This is a genomic window from Pseudoalteromonas sp. 2CM28B, assembly GCF_023161935.1.
In genome coordinates, this window is sequence record NZ_JALNTH010000008.1 from 68478 (window position 1) to 87925 (window position 19448).

The window sequence follows — 19448 nt, forward strand, 5'->3', positions numbered from 1 at the left end:
TAAATGGACGCACTTTCGCAGTTGTTTTATCTGCACGGTATCGGTTATGAGTTTACTAAATACACGGGCGAGCAGGTTATATTTAGCGAAGACACGCGCAAACGTGCCTTACAATGTTGTGGTGTAAATACCGAAGATGAACACCAAATAGCACAGCTTAATTATCAATTAGATGTTGCGCCTTGGTTAGAGTTAGCACCCGATACCAGCTTAGTGAATTTAACTGATAACCTTTTTTATATTCGCATAGATGAGCGTCAACGTGATTTACCTGTTGCGATAACGTTGCCAAAGTTAAACGTAACCTATGAGCGTGCTAACTTACATAATTTGGCTATTACGGGCGATTACTATGTACATGGCGTGCGTTATATTGAAGTAGCAGTGCCTTTAGGAGCTATTCCGGTAGGTTATCATCAGGCGCTGGTTAGTGTAGGGGAGCAGAGCAAAGAGGTTCAATTGTGGGCCACCCCAGAAAAAGTTTTTCAAGTAGATGATACTAAGCGCACTGGACTTTCGCTGCAGTTGTACACAGTTAAAAACAAAGCGGGCTTAGGTATAGGGGATTTTAATGATTTACTAGAGCTATGTGATTTATGTGCGCAGCAGCACATGGACTACATATTACTCAACCCATTACATTTGCTGTTTGCACAGCAGAGTGAGCGAGCCAGTCCCTATAGCCCTAATAGCCGTGCGTTATTAAATCCTTTGTACATTTGTATTGGACTATCAGCTGATGCTAAAAACAATCCACAATTAGATGCTTTGTTACACAGTGATGAGGTAAAAGCGCTTTTTAACAGCAATGAACAGTTTATAAATTATGAAAAAGTAAGCGCAGTTAAATATGAATTATTTAAAGCGCTATTTAGTCATTTTGAAGCACATGCCAGCGCTTCACGACGCGATGAGTTTGCCCAGTTTTGCAAACAAAACGCCCAGACCCTAACTACGCTAAATTCAGCCAATCCTACCTTTGATTACTACTTACAATGGCAGGCTAAATTACAATTAAGCCATTGTCAGCAGCACTGTTTAAATAAAGGCATGGCAATAGGTTTAATTAATGACCTTGCTGTTGGTTGTGCAGGTGATGGCGTTGAGTATCAATCTCAGCAATCCCTTTTTAGTGATAATGCCAATGTTGGCGCGCCGCCAGACCCTTGGGCGCAAGCGGGGCAAAATTGGGGGCTGCCAGCGCTTAACCCGCAACAATTAAAAAATGATCACTTTGCCTTTTATCGCTCACTTATTCGCGCAAACATGCAAGGCGTTGGCGGTTTGCGCATTGATCATGTTATGGCACTAAGGCGCTTATGGTGGTGCTTTGAAAATAACCATACACAAGATGGCTGTTATGTTTATTACCCTTTCGAGCACTTATTGGCTATTTTAAAAATAGAGTCTCACCTTAATCAGTGCATAGTAATAGGTGAAGACTTAGGCATAGTCCCGCCCGAGGTAAAACACGCACTTGCTGTAAGTGGTATTTATTCAAATAGCTTATTTTATTTTGAAAAACAACATGATGGTGAGTTTTTACCGTTACAAGAATTACCTAAGCATTGTTTAATTATGATAGCGAATCATGACGTACCGCCATTTTGCGGCTGGTGGCAAACAGATGATTTAGATATTAAACGCCAGTATCAGCTTATTGATGATCAGCAGTACCAACAGCAATTGCACGAACGACAACAAGAAAAACAACGATTACTGCGTTTTATACAGTTACATAGCGCAGAGCAACTTAGCGAAACTAGCGATGCTATGTGTGTTTACGGTGAACTTGCCAAAGCACTTGCACGCAGTGAGACCCGTTTATTTGCACTTCAGCTTGATGATTTAGATAAACAAACGTATCCGGTGAATATACCCGGTACTAATACCGAATACCCAAATTGGCGCCGTGTTTTAACTCATTCAAGCAACGCTATTTTTAAAAATAATGCCAGTACCTTGGCTGCAGTTAATTCAATAAGGAAAGGATATGAGTAGTACCGCACCAAAGGATTCATTACAGACCCATTACGACGCACAGGTAACTGCACTTCAAGGCGGCAGATTTAAAGACCCTTTTAGTTTTTTAGGGGCACATGCTTATAAAAATGGCTACGAAATACGCGTGTATTTACCCGCAGCTAAAAATGTAAATATTATTATTAATGATAAACAAGTTATTGCTAAGCGTTATAACAGTAGCGATTTATTTATTGCAACAAGCAACGAAATGCCAACGCAACCTTATAAGTGCAACGTTGAATATGCAAACTCAGCATTATGTTTTTACGATGAATATAGCTTTGCAAGCAGCCTAGATACAGATGCAATGTATTTATTTAACGAAGGCAGTTTAGAGCATGCATATAAACATTTAGGCGCACACTTTATTAATCAACAAGGGGTTGATGGAGTGCGTTTTGGTGTGTGGGCGCCTAATGCAGCCAGTGTATCTGTTATTGGCGAATTTAACCTTTGGCAAGCTAATCGTCATTATATGCGTTTTCATCCTGCGTGTGGTGTATGGGAGCTTTTTATCGCAGGGCTTCAGCCCGATACCTGTTATAAATTTTCTATTGTGACACAGCAAGGCGATGTGCTTGAAAAAGCAGATCCGTTTGCCTTTAAAATGCAGCAAGCTCCGGGTACGGCCAGTGTGTTACAACAGCAAGCAACGCCTATTTCGCTCAGTGATAGCGAGCTTAAAAATCGCCAAAAGCGTAACCATATAGACGCGCCCATAAGTATTTACGAAGTGCACTTGGGTTCATGGCAAAGGGCTGAAGAAAACCGCTATTTAAGCTATAGCGAACTTGCCGACAAACTGGTTAATTACACGCTTGAAATGGGCTTTACGCATATTCAATTAATGCCAATAAGTGAATACCCGTTTGATGGCTCTTGGGGTTACCAGCCGGTGGGTTTATTTGCACCAACTAGTCGCTTTGGTGATTACAGCAGTTTTAAATACTTTGTTCAGCAGTGTCACAAAGCAAACTTAGGCGTGCTACTTGATTGGGTGCCTGGGCATTTTCCTAGTGATCCGCATGGTTTACACCACTTTGACGGCACGCATTTATTTGAGCATGCCGATATTCGACAAGGCTTTCATCCTGATTGGAATACCTATATTTATAATTACGACCGCCCGGAGGTTAAAAGCTTTTTAATCTCTAATGCGATGTATTGGCTAGAGCAATTTGGCCTTGATGGACTGCGCGTAGATGCGGTGGCTTCAATGCTTTATTTAGATTACAGCCGCAAAGAAGGTGAATGGGTTGCCAATTGTTATGGTGGGCGAGAAAACCTAGGCGCTATTGAGTGCTTAAAGCAGGTAAATTTGCGTAGTTATAAAAATAATCAGGGCATTATGATGGTGGCTGAAGAGTCGACCGCGTGGCCGGGAGTCACTCAAAGTGTTGATCACAATGGCTTAGGTTTTGGCTACAAATGGAATATGGGGTGGATGAACGACAGCCTTCATTACATGCAACATGACCCGCTTTATAGGCAGCATCATCATCACGAAATGACGTTTTCTATGGTGTACGCATTTAGTGAAAATTACATTTTACCGCTAAGTCATGACGAAGTTGTACATGGTAAAGGCTCATTAATTGAAAAAATGCCCGGTGATGATTGGCAAAAATTTGCCAATCTACGTGCGTATTACGCATTTATGTGGGCACACCCAGGTAAAAAGCTGCTGTTTATGGGCGGCGAAATAGCACAGCGAAAAGAATGGGATCACAACCATTCTATTGATTGGCATTTGCTAGAGCATAAAAGCCACCGCGGTATACAAAACACTGTACAAGCGCTTAATACTGTTTATAAAAAGTCGCCTGCACTGTATGAACTCGACTCAAGCCCTGCGGGTTTTGAATGGATAGATAACAACAATAACGAGCAAAGTATATTTAGTTTTGTACGTTATGCTAAAAATGCCCACGACTTTATTGTAGTAGTGGCAAACTTTACGCCTGTTTCTTATCAGGAGTATGAAATTGGGGTACCCGCAGCGGGTAAATATAAGGTTATTTTAAACACCGATGATGACGCTTTTTTTGGCTCAGGTATTAAAGTAACAGCAAACAAAAACGCCACGGTTAGTAGTGTTAAGGCAAGCGCTCATGGCTTTTCGCACAGCATTAAAATTGCAATGGGCGGGTTAACGACTATTTATTTACAAAAGGTTGAAGATGAGTAATCGATTTGAGGTTTCACATGGGCAACCACAGCCACTTGGCGCAACTATTAGCAGTGGCGGCGTTAACTTTAGCTTGTACGCACCTAAAGCAACACAAGCTTATGTGTGCTTATTTGATAAAAGTGGGCACTCTGAAATATTAAAAGTAACCATGCATATCAACGAAGGCGGTATATGGACAGCCCATGTCGCGCCCTTAGCCGAAGGCGCATTATATGGTTATCGCGTAGAAGGGGAGTACAGTCCTGAAAAAGGTCTGCTGTTTAACGAGCACAAATTGCTGATTGACCCTTATGCAAAAGACTTGTTTGGCGAATTTACATGGAGTGAGCGCCACTATGGGCAAATGCCTATTGGCACGAAAAGCACCGTTAATAATGCCATTGATATACCTAAATCACGGGTTATTAATAGTCAGCCTTATAAACATAAAAAGCCAAACCATAGCTGGTCTAATACCGTTATTTATGAGTGCCATGTAAAAGGCGCCACGTGCCGACACCCTAATATCCCTAAAAATTTACAAGGCAAATTTTTAGGCTTAAGCCACCCTAGCTTTATTGAGCATTTGCATAATTTAGGGGTTACCGCACTAGAGCTACTCCCTGTACATGCTTTTATAAGTGAGCAGTTTTTAACAGCAAAAGGGCTGCAAAATTATTGGGGCTACAACACACTTAACTTTTTTACGCCGCATAAAGATTACTTAGTTGATGATGACATTAACGAATTTAAGCGCATGGTTAGCGAGCTTCATAAAGCGGATATAGAGGTTATTTTAGATGTGGTTTATAACCACACCGCAGAAGCGGGCGCCGATGGGCCGATTTTATCTCTCAGAGGGCTAGATAACCTAGCTTATTACCGAACGGTGGCTGATAAGCCTCAGGTGTATATAAACGATACAGGCTGCGGTAACACCATTAATATTGATCATCCTAAAACTTTAAAGCTGGTACTTGATAGCTTACGTTATTGGGTGCAAGTAATGGGAGTAGACGGATTTAGGTTTGATTTAGCCACCATTTTAGGCCGAAATGCCCATGGTTTTAATAGCGCCCATGCGTTTTTTCAAGCCATTGAGCAAGACCCTGTATTAAGTCGTGTAAAGCTTATTAGTGAGCCCTGGGATATAGGGCCAGGAGGTTATCAACTGGGGGCTTTTGCTGCACCTTGGCGAGAGTGGAATGACCAATACAGAGATGTCATACGCCGATTTTGGCAAAGCGAAGAGGGCGTTATTGCAAATGTAGCAAAACGTATTCATGGCTCATTTGATATTTTTGAGCACAGCCAGCGCGGGCCGCTAAACAGTATTAATTTTATTACCAGCCATGATGGTTTTACGCTTGCCGATTTAGTGAGTTATGAGCATAAACATAATGAAGCGAATGGCGAGCAAAATCGCGATGGCCACAGCGCTAATCACTCCACCAATTGTGGTGTTGAAGGATTTACTAATGATGCCAAAATTATTGCCCTGAGGCTGCAGCAACAAAAGAACTTTTTACTTACGCTAATACTCTCAAAAGGGGTGCCTATGATTGCCTCAGGCAGTGAGATGGGACACTCGCAAGGGGGCAATAATAATGCGTATTGTCAAAATAACCGCACCAGTTGGTTGGCATGGAAAGACTCGCAACAAAATCATTCACTAACCCGATTTATTGACGATGCACTAAAAATAAGACGTGGTCACAGTGCGTTTAAACACAGTGTGTTTTCAGAAGATATTGACGAGCGCTTTACGGTTAAATGGTTTACCGAGCAAGGCGTAAAAATGACCAACGAGCATTGGCACGAGCCACAGCGCCAGTTTTTAATGTATAGCTTGTTAGATAAGCAAAATAAATACGCCTTATTAATCATTTTAAATGCGAGTAAAAAAACAGTTTTTTGTAAGTTACCCCCATCGCCTATCGCGGCGCAATGGGAGATGGTTTTATCAAGTGTACATAACGCATCGCTAAGCAGTAAAGAGGATGTAATAGTCGAAATTTCAGCACAAAGCAGCTGGGTTTTTAGTGCAAATTTAGAGGACGATGGTCATGTCTAAGCAAGACGAAAATGTGTGTGTGGTAAAAGGGTGGCAAGAAGGCCCTGTAATTGATGAAAGCACTTTAAAAGATGATTTAACTCGGCACTTTTATTACAGTTTAGGGCGTGACAAAGTGGGTGAGTCGCAACTGTATTTATATCATGCGCTTGCGCTGACAATAAGAGATCGGCTGGTTGCTCGTTGCAGAGAAACCAAACAACAAATCAAGCAAGAAAAACGCCGTAAAACAGCTTACCTATCGCTAGAATTTTTAATGGGTAGAGCACTTGGTAATGCAATTTTAAATCTCGACTTAGACGAGCAAGTCTCCAATGCACTGCAAGAGTATTGCACCACAATTGAAACCGTAGCCCAGGCAGAGCACGATGCAGGGCTAGGTAATGGTGGCCTTGGGCGTTTAGCTGCCTGCTTTTTAGATAGTTGTGCAAGCCTTGCGCTTCCCGTGGTTGGTTACGGTATTCGCTACGAATACGGTATGTTTAACCAATCATTAAAAAATGGCCACCAAGTTGAGCAACCCGATAACTGGCTTCGTGAGGGGCACCCGTGGGAGCTTGCCGCGCCTGAGCAATCACAACGAGTGAAGTTTTTTGGGCACGTACAAAGTTATACCGACAAACATGGGCGCGAACACCGCCAATGGGTTGGTTGTCACGACGTATTAGCTGTGCCATATGATGTGCCTATTCCTGGTTATAAAAACGACATTGTTAATACGCTAAGGCTATGGAAATCAGAAGCGACCGACGAATTTAACTTAACCGAGTTTAATGCGGGGAGTTATTCAGAAGCGGTAGCGCAAAAAAACCTAGCAGAACAAATCACAATGGTGCTTTACCCAAATGACAGCAGTGAAAATGGTAAAGAGCTTAGATTGCGCCAACAGTACTTTTTATCATCAGCGAGTATTCAAGATATCATATCGCAATGGGTTGAACAATACGGCGAAGACTTTAGTGACTTTGCTGCACATCATGTATTTCAATTAAACGATACGCACCCAAGTATTGCCGTGGCAGAGTTAATGCGCATTTTGGTTGATGACTACGAGCTTGATTGGGATAACGCGTGGGAAATTACAACCAGCACAATGGCTTACACTAACCACACGCTATTGCCAGAGGCTTTAGAAAAATGGTCAGTGCCGCTTTTTGCAAAACTATTGCCGCGAATTTTAGAAATTATTTATGAAATAAACGCCCGCTTTTTAGCGCAAGTGGCTCAGCATTGGCCAGGCGATGCAAGTAAACAGCGTGCTCTTTCGTTAATTGAAGAAGGCGACGTGCCGCAAATACGCATGGCTTATTTAGCAATTGTGGGCAGCTATTCGGTAAATGGTGTGGCCGCACTACATACCCAACTTTTAAAAGAAGGGCTATTTAAAACCTTTTATGAGCTTTGGCCTAACAAGTTTAATAATAAAACCAACGGGGTTACCCCAAGGCGTTGGTTAGCACACTGCAACCCGGCCTTGAGTCATTTAATTACAGAAAAAATTGGCTCAAAATGGGTTAGCGATTTTGCAGATATAAGCCAATTACGCCGCTACTTCGACGACACCGCGTTTCATCAGCAATGGCAAAATGTTAAACGCGAAAACAAACAACGTCTCGTCGATTTAGTGAAAGAGCGCTGTGGTGTTGATTTTGATGTAGAGATGATGTTTGACGTACAAGTTAAACGTATTCACGAATACAAACGCCAGTTATTAAATGTACTTCATGTTATTCATTTATACGACCGTATACGCCGAGGCGATACCACAAACTTAGTACCACGTTGTGTGCTTCTAGGGGGTAAAGCCGCCCCTGGTTATTACATGGCTAAAAAAATAATTAAGTTAATTAATAACGTAGCTGAGGTTATTAATAAAGACCCACTTGCAGCGCCTTATTTACGAGTTGCGTTTTTACCAAATTATAATGTAACCGCAATGGAAACTATTTGCCCTGCAACCGATTTATCAGAGCAAGTATCGACCGCAGGTAAAGAAGCATCAGGCACCGGTAACATGAAGTTTATGATGAATGGTGCGCTTACTATTGGTACGTTAGATGGGGCGAATATTGAAATTAGAGACGCTGTTGGCGCTGATAACTTCTTTTTGTTTGGTGCGCAGGCTCATCAAATTGATGATATTAAATCGCGATATAACCCTTCTCATTTAATAGAGCAAAACAGCGACCTAAGCCATGTAATGCAGTTACTCGAAAGCGGGCAATTTAACCTGTTTGAGCCTAATTTATTTGACGACATTATTAATGCTATTAAAAGCCCTCACGATCCGTGGTTGGTTGCACATGACTTTGAAAGCTATGTGGCAGCGCAAAAGCAGGTAGAGGCTGCGTATCAAGACCAAACGCATTGGACGCAAATGAGTATTTTAAATACGGCCGCAAGTGGCATATTTTCAAGCGATAGAACCATAAGCCAATACAGTGAAGATATTTGGCACCTAACCCCCCTAACTATTAGTGAAACAGACTTACACGCAACTACGAGCCATGCCACTAAGAGCACAGACTAAACGGAGAGAGTATTATGCCTAGTTATGCAAATCGTTACATAAGTAGCTTAACCCGAGATACGTACGCGTTAATACTGGCTGGTGGACGCGGCTCACGCTTACACGAATTGACAGATTGGCGCGCAAAGCCCGCTGTTTATTTTGGCGGTAAGCACCGTATTATCGATTTTCCATTATCAAATTGTATCAATTCGGGTGTGAGGCGTGTAGGCATAGCCACACAGTACAAATCGCACTCTTTGATTCGTCATGTTAATCGCGCCTGGGGCCATTTTAAAAAGGAGCTGGGGGAGTCGGTTGAAATTTTACCCGCATCTCAGCGTAATGGCGATGAGTGGTATTGTGGGACTGCCGATGCGGTTTTTCAAAACATGGATATTATTCGCCACGAACTGCCAAAATATGTGATGATTTTGTCAGGCGATCACGTTTATCGAATGGATTACGGCGCTCTATTAGCCGAGCATGTGCAAAAAGGCGCCGACATGACAGTATGTTGCCTTGAAGTACCTGTTGAAGAGGCTGCAGATACCTTTGGGGTAATGACTGTTGATGAAAAAAATCGGGTATGTCGCTTTGATGAGAAACCTTCGATCCCCAGCTCTGTCCCTGGTAAGCCAGGTACCTGCTTAGCCTCTATGGGCAACTATGTGTTTAATACTGAGTTTTTATTTGAGCAGCTAAAAAAAGATGCTGAAAATGAAGGTTCTGGCCGCGACTTTGGGCACGATATTATTCCGGCAATTATAGAAGAGCACAGTGTGTATGCGTTTCCGTTTAGAGATCCCATGCAAGAAGGGCAACCTTATTGGCGCGATGTAGGAACGTTAGACTCGTTTTGGGAGGCCAATATGGAATTGGTAATGCCCGAGCCACAGCTAGATTTATACGATCCAACCTGGCCTATTTGGACCTATCAAGAGCAGTTGCCACCGGCTAAGTTTATTTTTGATGATGAAGATAGACGCGGTATGGCGGTAGACTCAACGGTATCAGGAGGGTGTATTGTATCGGGCTCAGTGGTTAGAAAATCACTGCTGTTTTCAAACGTGCACGTGCGTTCATTTTGCGAAATAGAGCAATCGGTTATTTTACCCGGGGCTCTCATTAATCGTCATTGTAAAATTAAGCGAGCCATAATTGATCGAAGCTGTGAAATACCCGCAGGGCTTGAAATTGGCTACGATAGAAAAGCCGATGAAGAAAATGGCTTTAGGGTATCTAAAAAAGGCATCGTATTAGTCACCCGTGATATGCTCACGGAACTTGCTAAAAAGCTTGAACGCCAAGCTCACGAAAATAAAAAGTTCGCTTAAAATCGGATGCGAATAACAAAGGTTAAGGAAGTAGTAAATAAATGCATGTATTAATGGTTGCCGCAGAAAACGATGCTCTACCAAACGCTAAAGTGGGCGGGGTAGCAGATGTAGTCAGAGATGCCCCAAAAGCACTAGCAGCACAAGGCGTGAGCGTAGATGTTGTTATTCCTGATTATGGGTTTGAGCAACTGCAACGTGAATATATAGCTGATGTCACTGTTATATTTAGAGCGCAGCCACAGGTATTATCTTTATTTAAAATAAGTGATGACAACCCACACATTAATCAATTTGTTATTTCGCACCCACTGTTTAGCCAATCGGGTTCGGTGTATTGCAATGACGAACCCGGGCGACCTTTTGCTACTGATGCAACAAAATATGCATTATTTAGTGCCGCTCTATGTGAAGCGCTGCTTCAGGGTTTAATAACGCGCCCTCAAGCACTGCATTTACACGATTGGCATAGCGCGTGTGTCGCCGTATTATTAAAATTTGATAAACGCTACGATACCCTCGCTAATTTACATATTGCCTATACAGTTCATAATTTAGCACTGCAAGGGATCAGGCCTTTTAAACACGACGACTCGAGTTTAGAGGCTTGGTTTCCTTCGTTAGGTTATAACGGGCAACATTTGTGTGACCCTCGTTACCCACACTGTTTTAATCCTATGCGCAGTGCTATAAATTTGGCAAATAAAGTTCATTTAGTCTCACCTACTTACAGTACCGAGGTACTAAAGCCGAGTAATTATCAGCAAGGTTTTTTTGGTGGAGAAGGCTTAGAGCTTGATTTACAAAATCAATCGGCTCAAGGCAAGGTGGTGGGAATATTAAATGGCTGTGAATACCCTGAGAAAAACCCTGAGCAGGTTACTTTATCGCTCTTGTATGAGCGTATTGAACATACTTTATTTAACTGGATGGCAAAACATGAGCAGCTTGAAACGAGCTACTATGTGGCGCATCAGCGCATGCTGCAGTTTAAAAACACGCCAATAGATGGGCCCCTCGTAACAAGTGTTGGCAGGCTGACCGAGCAAAAGGTGTTATTACTTTGCCAACAATACGGTAATGCATTAGCGCTTGATAACGTGTGTGAAATAATTAACCGTTTTAATGGTCGTCTTATTATTTTAGGCTCTGGTGACAAAGCCCTTGAAAGCATTTTCACCAAGGCCATGGCACGCAATGCAAACTTATTGTTTTTAAAAGGTTATGGGCAAGGTATTGGCGATAGCCTATATGAGCTAGGGGATTTATTTTTAATGCCAAGCTCGTTTGAGCCATGCGGAATTAGTCAAATGCTTGCTATGCGCGCAGGGCAACCTTGTTTAGTCCACAGTGTTGGCGGTTTAAAAGACACCGTAAGCCATAACAACAATGGCTTTGCATTTTCTGGCGGCTCGTTGAATGAACAAGTTGATGGATTAATGACATGCTTAACTGAAACCCTTACGCTAAAACAGCAAAACCCTAAGCAATGGAGTAACATTACAGCTAATGCTAAAGGAGCACGTTTTTCGTGGGAAACGGTCGCTGCTGATTATATTTCAAGCATGTATTGCTAAATCATTAAAATTAAACGCAGTAGAAGTGACATTTATACCTATTTACGCTATTAATTACTTAGTTTGAGTATATAAATAAGAAGTAGGTAATGTGTCTGTATTTGTTGCAAGGCAAGCAATATTCAATCGTAAGCAAAATGTAGTTGCTTACGAGCTTTTATTTCGTAATAGTGCTGAAAACTTTTTTCCCGATATAGAAGAAGGTCAAGCAACTGCTCGCCTAATAATGGAAAACCAGCTTAATTTAGGCACACGCCACATCACCTCTGGTAAAACGGCACTGATAAATATAGGCCCAGACTCTTTAAAGCACAATTTATGTGACTTTTTACCCTGCAAAGATGTGGTCATTGAGCTATTAGAAACCATTGAACCCACCGACGATAACTATCAGCTTTGCAGAGAGCTTTTTCATAAAAACTATAAACTCGCATTAGATGACTTTGTTTATAACGAGCAATGGGAGCGATTTTTAAAGTTTATTAAGCTAGTAAAGTTTGATATTGCGCAAACGCCTTTATCAGATATTGCCGAGATTGTAGAAAAACTAAAACAGCATAAAAAAATAAAAATATTAGCAGAAAAAATAGAAACCCAAGCCGATTATCACCAAGCACATAAAATGGGGTTTGATTACTTTCAAGGCTACTTTTTTGCCAAGCCCACAATGCACGAACAGCAAGACATTGATTATAACTATGCGTTAGTTGTGGCTATTTACGCGCAAGTAATGAAACCAAGCCCAGATATAAAGCAAATTAGTGCGTTATTTGAAGCCGATGCGGCCTTGGCTTATAAGCTTATGCGGCTAATTAACAGCGGTGTTTTTCCTATTCAGAGTGAAATATCATCTATTAAACAGGCGTTAGTGTATTTAGGGCATGAGCGTTTAAAAAAGTTTGTAAGTCTTATTGTTACCGCGCACACCGCGGGAAAAAAGCCAGCAGAATTAATGCAAGTGTGTGTAGTTAGAGCACGCTTTTGTGAGCTAATAGCAAAGCAAGTGTCTAAATCGTTGGCGGGTGAGGCGTTTTTAACCGGCTTGTTTTCGTTACTAGATGCCATACTCGATCAACCTATGAGTTTATTAGTCGAAAAATTACCTTTTCCTGATGATATTAAAGCGGCATTATTAAACGAAAAAAACACCCTATATTATATTTTAAATGTAGTACAAGCGTACGAAACAGGTAGCTGGTGGACATTAGAAAAAGCCGTTATATTACTTAATGTTAAAAGTGATGTGCTGCCAGGGTTATATAATCAAGCCGTAGATTGGGCAGATAATTATAAAAATAATAGTTAAAGGACAGTAACCGCTCATTATGCGAAATTATAATATGGACTTTATTCGCGGCATTGCCGTGCTTTGCTTAGTGTATATGAATGGCTATGCGTTTGGCTTAATGGATTATAGCTATATTCCTTTATCTACCCCGCCTTTTAGCGACACCCTTATCCATGCTGTGAGTATTTTTTTTGTTGATGGCCGATTTAGAACGCTGTTTAGCTTACTGTTTGGTGCAGGGCTTTATATTCAATGGCAAAAAGTTAAATCAACAGCGCCTTTAAAAGCGCGATTGCATTGGCTTATCATTTTTGGTTTGGTACATGGTTTTTTACTTTGGGCTGGCGACATTTTATTTTTGTACGGTGTATCTGGCTGGTTTGCCCTAAAATATTTACAAAGTAATAACCAACTGCTTGTAAAAAGGGCAGGGGAGTTTCTTTTAATTGGTTGTGTAGCCACGGGGTTGGTGCTCTTTAGTGCGCCAGATGAGCTCGTTTATCGTGATTCAGCACAGTATATCGATTTATATAGCCCGCATTACAGCGATTACTTTTTGAGTAACCTAGGTATGAATATATTAATGCTGGTAGCTGTTCCTATCATGATCATGTGGCTGTGCGTAGGGCTAATGCTGATTGGCATATATTTATATAAAAATGAGGTTTTTAGTAAAGGTTTAACTAAGCCGCACCTTATTGTTTGTATAGCTGGCGCCTTTATTTTTTCAGGCATGAGGCTTTATGCGTCAAAGTTTACTGGGGGAGCGGGGTTCGCCCTACAAGAGTTTATAAATACCTTTGCCGCGTTATTCATGGCTGTATTTTATATTCATCTCATCGTTAAATTTTGTAATAACCGTGCTCATGTGGGCCAGCTTATTCAGCAGGCGGGGCGCTTAGCTTTTACCTTATATATATGCCAAACACTTATGCAGCTGTTGCTTTATAAAGTGTTGTATCCGCAGTGGGTATTAAGTTTTAACCGAATAGACTATTGGATAATCGCGACTGGCCTAGTTAGCGTGCAGCTATTGTTTACAGCTTTATATTGTCGCTATTATGAGCAAGGGCCGCTGGAATATGTTTGGCGCAGGTTAACTCAAGCAAAAATTGCAAAAATTAATGCGTAAAGGTTTAAATTAGGGGCGAAAAATAATGGCGTGTGGTTTACACTAGTCGCCTTTAAAATTAGGACCATTCAGTGCCATGACCGAATTAAAACGTTTAAATAAATTTATTAGTGAAACAGGTTTTTGTTCACGCCGTGAAGCCGATAAATATATTGAGCAAGGTCGTGTAACAGTTAATGGTAATACGCCTGAAATGGGCGTAAAAGTGGCTGATACCGATACTGTTTTAGTAGATGGAAAACCGCTGCGCGAAAAACCAAAACGCGTGTACATAGCGTATAATAAGCCAGTGGGTATTACCTGTACCACCGAGAGTAAAATTCAAAGTAATATTGTCAAAGCCGTTAATTATCCCACCCGTATATTTCCTATCGGCCGTTTAGATAGACCTTCAGAAGGGTTGATTTTTTTAACTAACGAAGGCGATATCGTTAATAAAATTTTGCGAGCGGGTAATAACCACGAAAAAGAATACGTGGTGACAGTTGATAAACCACTCAATCGCCAATTTGTGAGCAAAATGGCCAACGGTATTCCTATTTTAGATACCGTTACAAAAAAATGTAAAGTGACGCAAACAGCTCCGCAAGAATTCAAAATTGTGCTTACGCAGGGTTTAAACCGCCAAATTCGCCGTATGTGTGAATACCTAGGTTATGAAGTTGTGACCCTTAAACGTACCCGCATTATGAATGTAACGTTAAAGGGCTTAAAAGTAGGCCAGTGGCGACATTTAACCGACGTAGAAATGGCGCAAATTAATGACTCCATTGCTGATTCGGGTAAAACGCAAGAGCACTCGGTTGATACCAATAAGCAAAATGCCAATAACAAAGGCGAGCCTAAAAAGCGTGATTTTCAGGGTGAAAACCCACGCGCCTTTAATAATGAGCGAGGCACTCGCAGCCAAAGAAGTAACACGCCCTTTCAAAAGCGCTCAACCACCTATGTAGGTAAAGGCGGAGCTAGTAAAAATACGCAAGGCGATAGTAAAAGTGCAAACAACAAAAAGCCAGCAAACGGTAAAGCGCGTTCATCTGGCACATTAAGTTTAAAAAAATAGCGTGCGCACTTACCATTGTATTTGATGTACAACGTTACCGAGTGGGCTTTTAACGCCCACGATGTTTATTTTCTCATTTTTTAGCCGCTTTAATGCTGGTTTATCTAAATACCACCTAAAAGAGCGCTTTCTGTAATTTTGTAAATCAAGCACAACCAGTTTTGCGCAGCTGTATTCGTAATCACTCGGACATGCCTCTACAGCCAGTAGCTGGTACTCTTGCTGCCAGCTATTGTCGCTATAATAATACGTCCATAACTTTACTGAAATACAAAAACTAGCCCACAGCCATAAATAAACTAAAACCGGTATAAACAAAATACCCAGCCAGCCCCTAAGCTTCCCATCGTGCTAGGGCCTGTTGACCTTTCAGGATTAAAATTTGTTCAAACTAGGGGCGGTTTAATCGTGGCGCGAGGTTTGTAACCTAGTGGACTAAGTAAAAACTGAGCAACAAAGAGTAAATTGCCCCTAGGCAGAACCCTCCGGGCAGCGCATGTTTGGCATTTATTCCACGTTATCGCCTATTTATGGGGAATAACCACACTACATAGGCTCTGCCTTGCCTAAATGCCAAACACACTGCTGCAAATTTAACCTCGAAAGATAAACAGGCCCTACATAGTCTTTAAAATTTGATTTAAACGTTATGCATGCGTTGTACTTTTTGTATCCGTACATCCCCCCAGCGATACTAATTATTACTGACAAAACAGGAAGCAGCTTATGTGTTAAAAAATCATAAGCGGTATTGGCAATAAAGGGGGGATCGAGATTTTCATCCCAAGCAATAAAAAATAGGGGGGGGAATAGTAAACTAGCGGTAATTATTATTCTAAAAAGTTGTTTTGCTGTCATTTGAGGGGTTATTTATAAAACACAACGCCAATATAAAGTAAAAAAAGCCCTAAATAAATGGCTAATGCAGATACGCTGTTTTTAGAGCGCAGTCGTTTAATTAAATCGTAAGTACCGTCAAACATGCCTGTTATTACCAGTGCAATACCGCCCGTGAAACGGTAGTTGTTTAAATCTACATTGCCATTTTCGTCGGTTATAAAGTGAAAATAGCCAAAGAGAATACAAATACAACCTAGTTTATTATGTCCATCTTTAACCTCGGTTTAAATAATAAAAAACGCAGCTACTGTGAGGTAAGCTGCGTTTTAAACGTGCTGTAAGGCTTTTAAATTACTTTCTAGGCTCGTAGTCTATTCTAAATACAACAGTATAAAGCACAGGTACTACGATAAGCGTAAGTATGGTTGCAAAACCTAAACCAAACATAATAGTTACCGCCATTGACTGGAAGAACACGTCAAACAACAGCGGGATCATACCTAAAATGGTGGTAATAGCCGCCATGGCTACAGGGCGTACACGGCTAACGCCAGATTCAAACACAGCTTGATAAGGCGATTTACCATCGCGAAGCTCAAGATTTATTTGATCGACCAACACTATGCCGTTTTTAATCAGCATCCCGCTTAAACTTAGTAATCCAAGTAGTGCCATAAAGCTAAATGGCGCATTCATTATTAACATGCCCGCACTCACACCAATAATGGCAAGTGGCACTGTAGCCCAAATAACTAAAGGCTGTTTAAGTGAATTGAACAGCAGTACGGTTACCGCAAACATCGCTAAATAACCCAGCGGTAATGAGCCAAATATAGCGGCTTGTGCATCCGATGACGACTCATACTCGCCGCCCCATTCTAATTTATAGCCACGCGGTAGCTCTATTGCCTCTACGGGTCCGCGCACGCGTGCAAATAACTTAGCGGCAGTTTCATCGCCTAATACGTTGTGATCGGCCATTACCGTTATTGTGCGCTTTCGGTCGCGGCGCATAATTAGGCTGTCTTCCCATTCAACCACAAATTCGTCAACCACTTGCGTTACTGGCACAAATACACCCAATACAGGGCTGTATATTTGTAAATCGTGAACGCTTTCTACATTTAGGCGCTCATTTGCCGGTGAGCGAGCAATAATTGGCAGAAGTTGCGTACCATCGCGGTATACACCCACTTGCTTGCCAGAAAGGCTAGTAAGCAGTACATCATCAAGGTCTGACTTACTAATACCTAAACGGCGCGCTTTTTGTTCGTTAAATTGTGGACGAATCATTTTAGTACGCGCACGCCAGTCATCACGAATATTATAAGCGCCGTCGTCTTGTGCGATAACTTCTTCAGCCTGGGCGGCTAATCGTCTAAGTATTACCGGATCGGGGCCTGTAAAGCGTGCTTCAATTTTAGCATCGGTTGAGGGGCCAATTTCCATGGGCTTAATTTTAAGTTCAGCTGAAAGCGGTGTATTTTGCGAGTATTCACGCACTTTTTGCATTACTACAGCCACCGCCTCGCGGTTTTTTACTCTAATAATGAGCTGCCCGTATGACGAGTACGACTTTTGCGGTGCATAAGTAAGCATAAAGCGTGGAGCACCTTGGCCTGTAGTACTGGTTATTTCTTCAACTAGCTCTTCTTTTTGAAGGTAGTTTTCAAGCTTTTTGATTCCCTCTAGCGTTGCTCTTATGTCGGAGCCTTGTTGCTGCCAGTAATCTACATAAAACATAGGGGTGTTAGAGGCTGGGAAAAACGATTGTTTAACCGCACCAAAACCAACCACAGCCGAGCAAAGAAGCACGACCATAAGCACAAGTGTGGTTTTACGATAATGCATAGACACATCTAAAAGTGCTTTATAGCCGGTAAAAATAAAGCCTTGGTATGGGTCGTCATTTTCCTCTTCGCCCTCAGCATTTTTAGCTTTTTTAAATTCATCTTGTTTAAACATTAAATTTGCAAAAAATGGCGTAAGCGTAATGGCGGTGATCCAGCTTAGTAAAAGCGATATAAACAATACCCAAAATAAGCTACCCGCAAATTCACCGGTCGCATCAGAGCTTAAGCCAATAGGGGCAAACGCAGTAATACCAATAACTGTAGCGCCTAGTAGCGGCCATTTAGTTTGTTCTACAATATTAACCGCAGCTTTTAACTTAGTTTGGCCACGCTTTAAATTTATTAATATGCCTTCGGTTACTACTATAGCGTTATCTACCAGCATACCAAGGGCAATAATAAGCGCACCCAGAGAAATACGTTGCAGGTCTATGGCGAACAACTTCATAAATATAAAGGTGCCTAAAACGGTGAGTAATAAAATACCGCCAATTAAAATACCACTTTTTAACCCCATAAATATAAGCAGTACCACGATTACAATGGCAATCGCCTCTACTAGGCTGACAATAAAGCCATCTACCGATTTTTCTACTTCTTTAGGTTGGTTATACACCGATTCTACATGTATGCCATGTGGGCGCTGGTATTCAAGCTCTGCTAAGTGCTCGTCAATACGTTTACCTACATCTACTACATTCACGCTATTCATAAACGAGACACCAATTAAAAGCGCTTGTTCTGAGTTGTAGCGAATAACATTGCTGGGTACTTCTGCGTATTCTCTAAATACTTTGGCTACATCACCTAAGTAAATAAGCTCGCTAGCACCGGGTTTTGATATAAGTAGGGTTTCGAGCTCTTTAACATCTTTAAATTCGCCGGTTGGGTGAAAGCGTATAGACTCATCGCCCACTCTAATTTTACCTGCGTTAGAGACTGTATTTTGCGATTGCAGTAAACCAAAAATATGGCTTGGGGCAATTCCGAGCTGCGCTAATTTACGGGTAGACACTTCAACCATTACTTGAGGCTGTTGCTCACCAGCAATGGTCACTTTACTCACACCTTTAACCAGTACGAGTTCACGCTTTAAGTAATCGGTGTAATCTTTAAGTTCATCATAAGAGTAGCCATCGCCGGTAACCGCATACATAACGCCGTATACATCACCAAAGTCATCTAAAATGGTGCTTGGGTAAACGCCACTTGGAAGTGAAGGCGCTAAGTCGTTAATTTTACGGCGCATTTCATCCCAAATCTGGCGCAGCTGCTCTTTTCGGTAGGTGCTTTTCATTTCTACCGATATTTGCGACTTTCCATTTGATGAAATAGAGGTCACATAATCTACGTAGGGGAGTTGCTGAATCGCATTTTCGATAGGAAAGGTGACTTCTTCCTCTACTTGTTGTGGCGATGCACCCGGATACATAGTAATAACCATGGCGGTTTTAAGTGTAAACTCTGGGTCTTCTAGTTGGCCTAAATCAAAGTACGACACACTTCCGCCAATTAACAGCAGTAGTGCAAACATCCAGCTAATTACTTTTTTCTCTATGGAGAGTTGCGCAAAGCTCATA

General features: G+C 41.6%; 12 protein-coding genes. 9 read left to right on the forward strand and 3 right to left on the reverse strand.

What is annotated here, in order from left to right; all coding sequences use genetic code 11:
• The first annotated feature begins 3 nt into the window (after positions 1–3).
• The 9 genes from malQ to rluF all read left to right on the forward strand — a co-directional run bounded on the left by malQ (position 4) and on the right by rluF (position 15175).
• Positions 4–2001 carry a 4-alpha-glucanotransferase gene (gene malQ, locus MTN96_RS13140; protein ID WP_248531889.1) on the forward strand — a complete coding sequence of 666 codons (1998 nt, stop codon included), beginning with the start codon at positions 4–6 and terminating at the stop codon, positions 1999–2001.
• Positions 1994–4213 carry a 1,4-alpha-glucan branching protein GlgB gene (glgB, locus tag MTN96_RS13145; protein WP_248531890.1) on the forward strand — a complete coding sequence of 740 codons (2220 nt, stop codon included), beginning with the start codon at positions 1994–1996 and terminating at the stop codon, positions 4211–4213. Before malQ ends, glgB begins: the two co-directional genes overlap by 8 nt.
• The gene (gene glgX, locus MTN96_RS13150; protein ID WP_248531891.1) at positions 4206–6269 is read left to right on the forward strand and encodes a glycogen debranching protein GlgX; all 2064 of its coding nucleotides are present in this window, start codon (positions 4206–4208) and stop codon (positions 6267–6269) included. Before glgB ends, glgX begins: the two co-directional genes overlap by 8 nt.
• Positions 6262–8799, forward strand: a complete 2538-nt coding sequence (locus tag MTN96_RS13155) for a glycogen/starch/alpha-glucan phosphorylase (RefSeq protein WP_248531892.1) — start codon at positions 6262–6264, stop codon at positions 8797–8799. The genes glgX and MTN96_RS13155 overlap by 8 nt, the downstream gene beginning before the upstream one ends.
• A gap of 14 nt (positions 8800–8813) precedes the next feature.
• On the forward strand, positions 8814–10115 hold the full coding sequence (gene glgC / locus MTN96_RS13160; protein ID WP_004586432.1) for a glucose-1-phosphate adenylyltransferase: 1302 nt from the start codon (positions 8814–8816) through the stop codon (positions 10113–10115).
• 41 nt (positions 10116–10156) lie between these two features.
• Entirely contained in the window at positions 10157–11692 is a 1536-nt protein-coding gene (locus MTN96_RS13165; RefSeq protein WP_248531893.1) for a glycogen synthase, read from the forward strand.
• A gap of 91 nt (positions 11693–11783) precedes the next feature.
• A complete protein-coding gene (locus tag MTN96_RS13170; RefSeq protein WP_248531894.1) occupies positions 11784–12998 on the forward strand; it encodes an EAL and HDOD domain-containing protein in 1215 nt (404 codons plus the stop codon).
• A 34-nt stretch (positions 12999–13032) separates the two neighbouring features.
• Positions 13033–14112 carry a DUF418 domain-containing protein gene (locus MTN96_RS13175; protein WP_248531953.1) on the forward strand — a complete coding sequence of 360 codons (1080 nt, stop codon included), beginning with the start codon at positions 13033–13035 and terminating at the stop codon, positions 14110–14112.
• A gap of 76 nt (positions 14113–14188) precedes the next feature.
• Positions 14189–15175, forward strand: coding sequence for a 23S rRNA pseudouridine(2604) synthase RluF (gene rluF / locus MTN96_RS13180; RefSeq protein WP_248531895.1), 987 nt, complete (start codon positions 14189–14191; stop codon positions 15173–15175).
• A 9-nt stretch (positions 15176–15184) separates the two neighbouring features.
• Here the strand turns inward: rluF and MTN96_RS13185 are convergent, their stop codons facing one another.
• The 3 genes from MTN96_RS13185 to MTN96_RS13195 all read right to left on the reverse strand — a co-directional run bounded on the left by MTN96_RS13185 (position 15185) and on the right by MTN96_RS13195 (position 19447).
• Complete coding sequence (locus MTN96_RS13185) at positions 15185–15493, reverse strand: hypothetical protein (protein ID WP_248531896.1); 309 nt, start codon at positions 15491–15493, stop codon at positions 15185–15187.
• A 228-nt stretch (positions 15494–15721) separates the two neighbouring features.
• Positions 15722–16033, reverse strand: a complete 312-nt coding sequence (locus MTN96_RS13190) for a hypothetical protein (protein WP_174694622.1) — start codon at positions 16031–16033, stop codon at positions 15722–15724.
• A gap of 333 nt (positions 16034–16366) precedes the next feature.
• Complete coding sequence (locus MTN96_RS13195; protein WP_064387226.1) at positions 16367–19447, reverse strand: efflux RND transporter permease subunit; 3081 nt, start codon at positions 19445–19447, stop codon at positions 16367–16369.
• Position 19448: the final 1 nt, after the last annotated feature.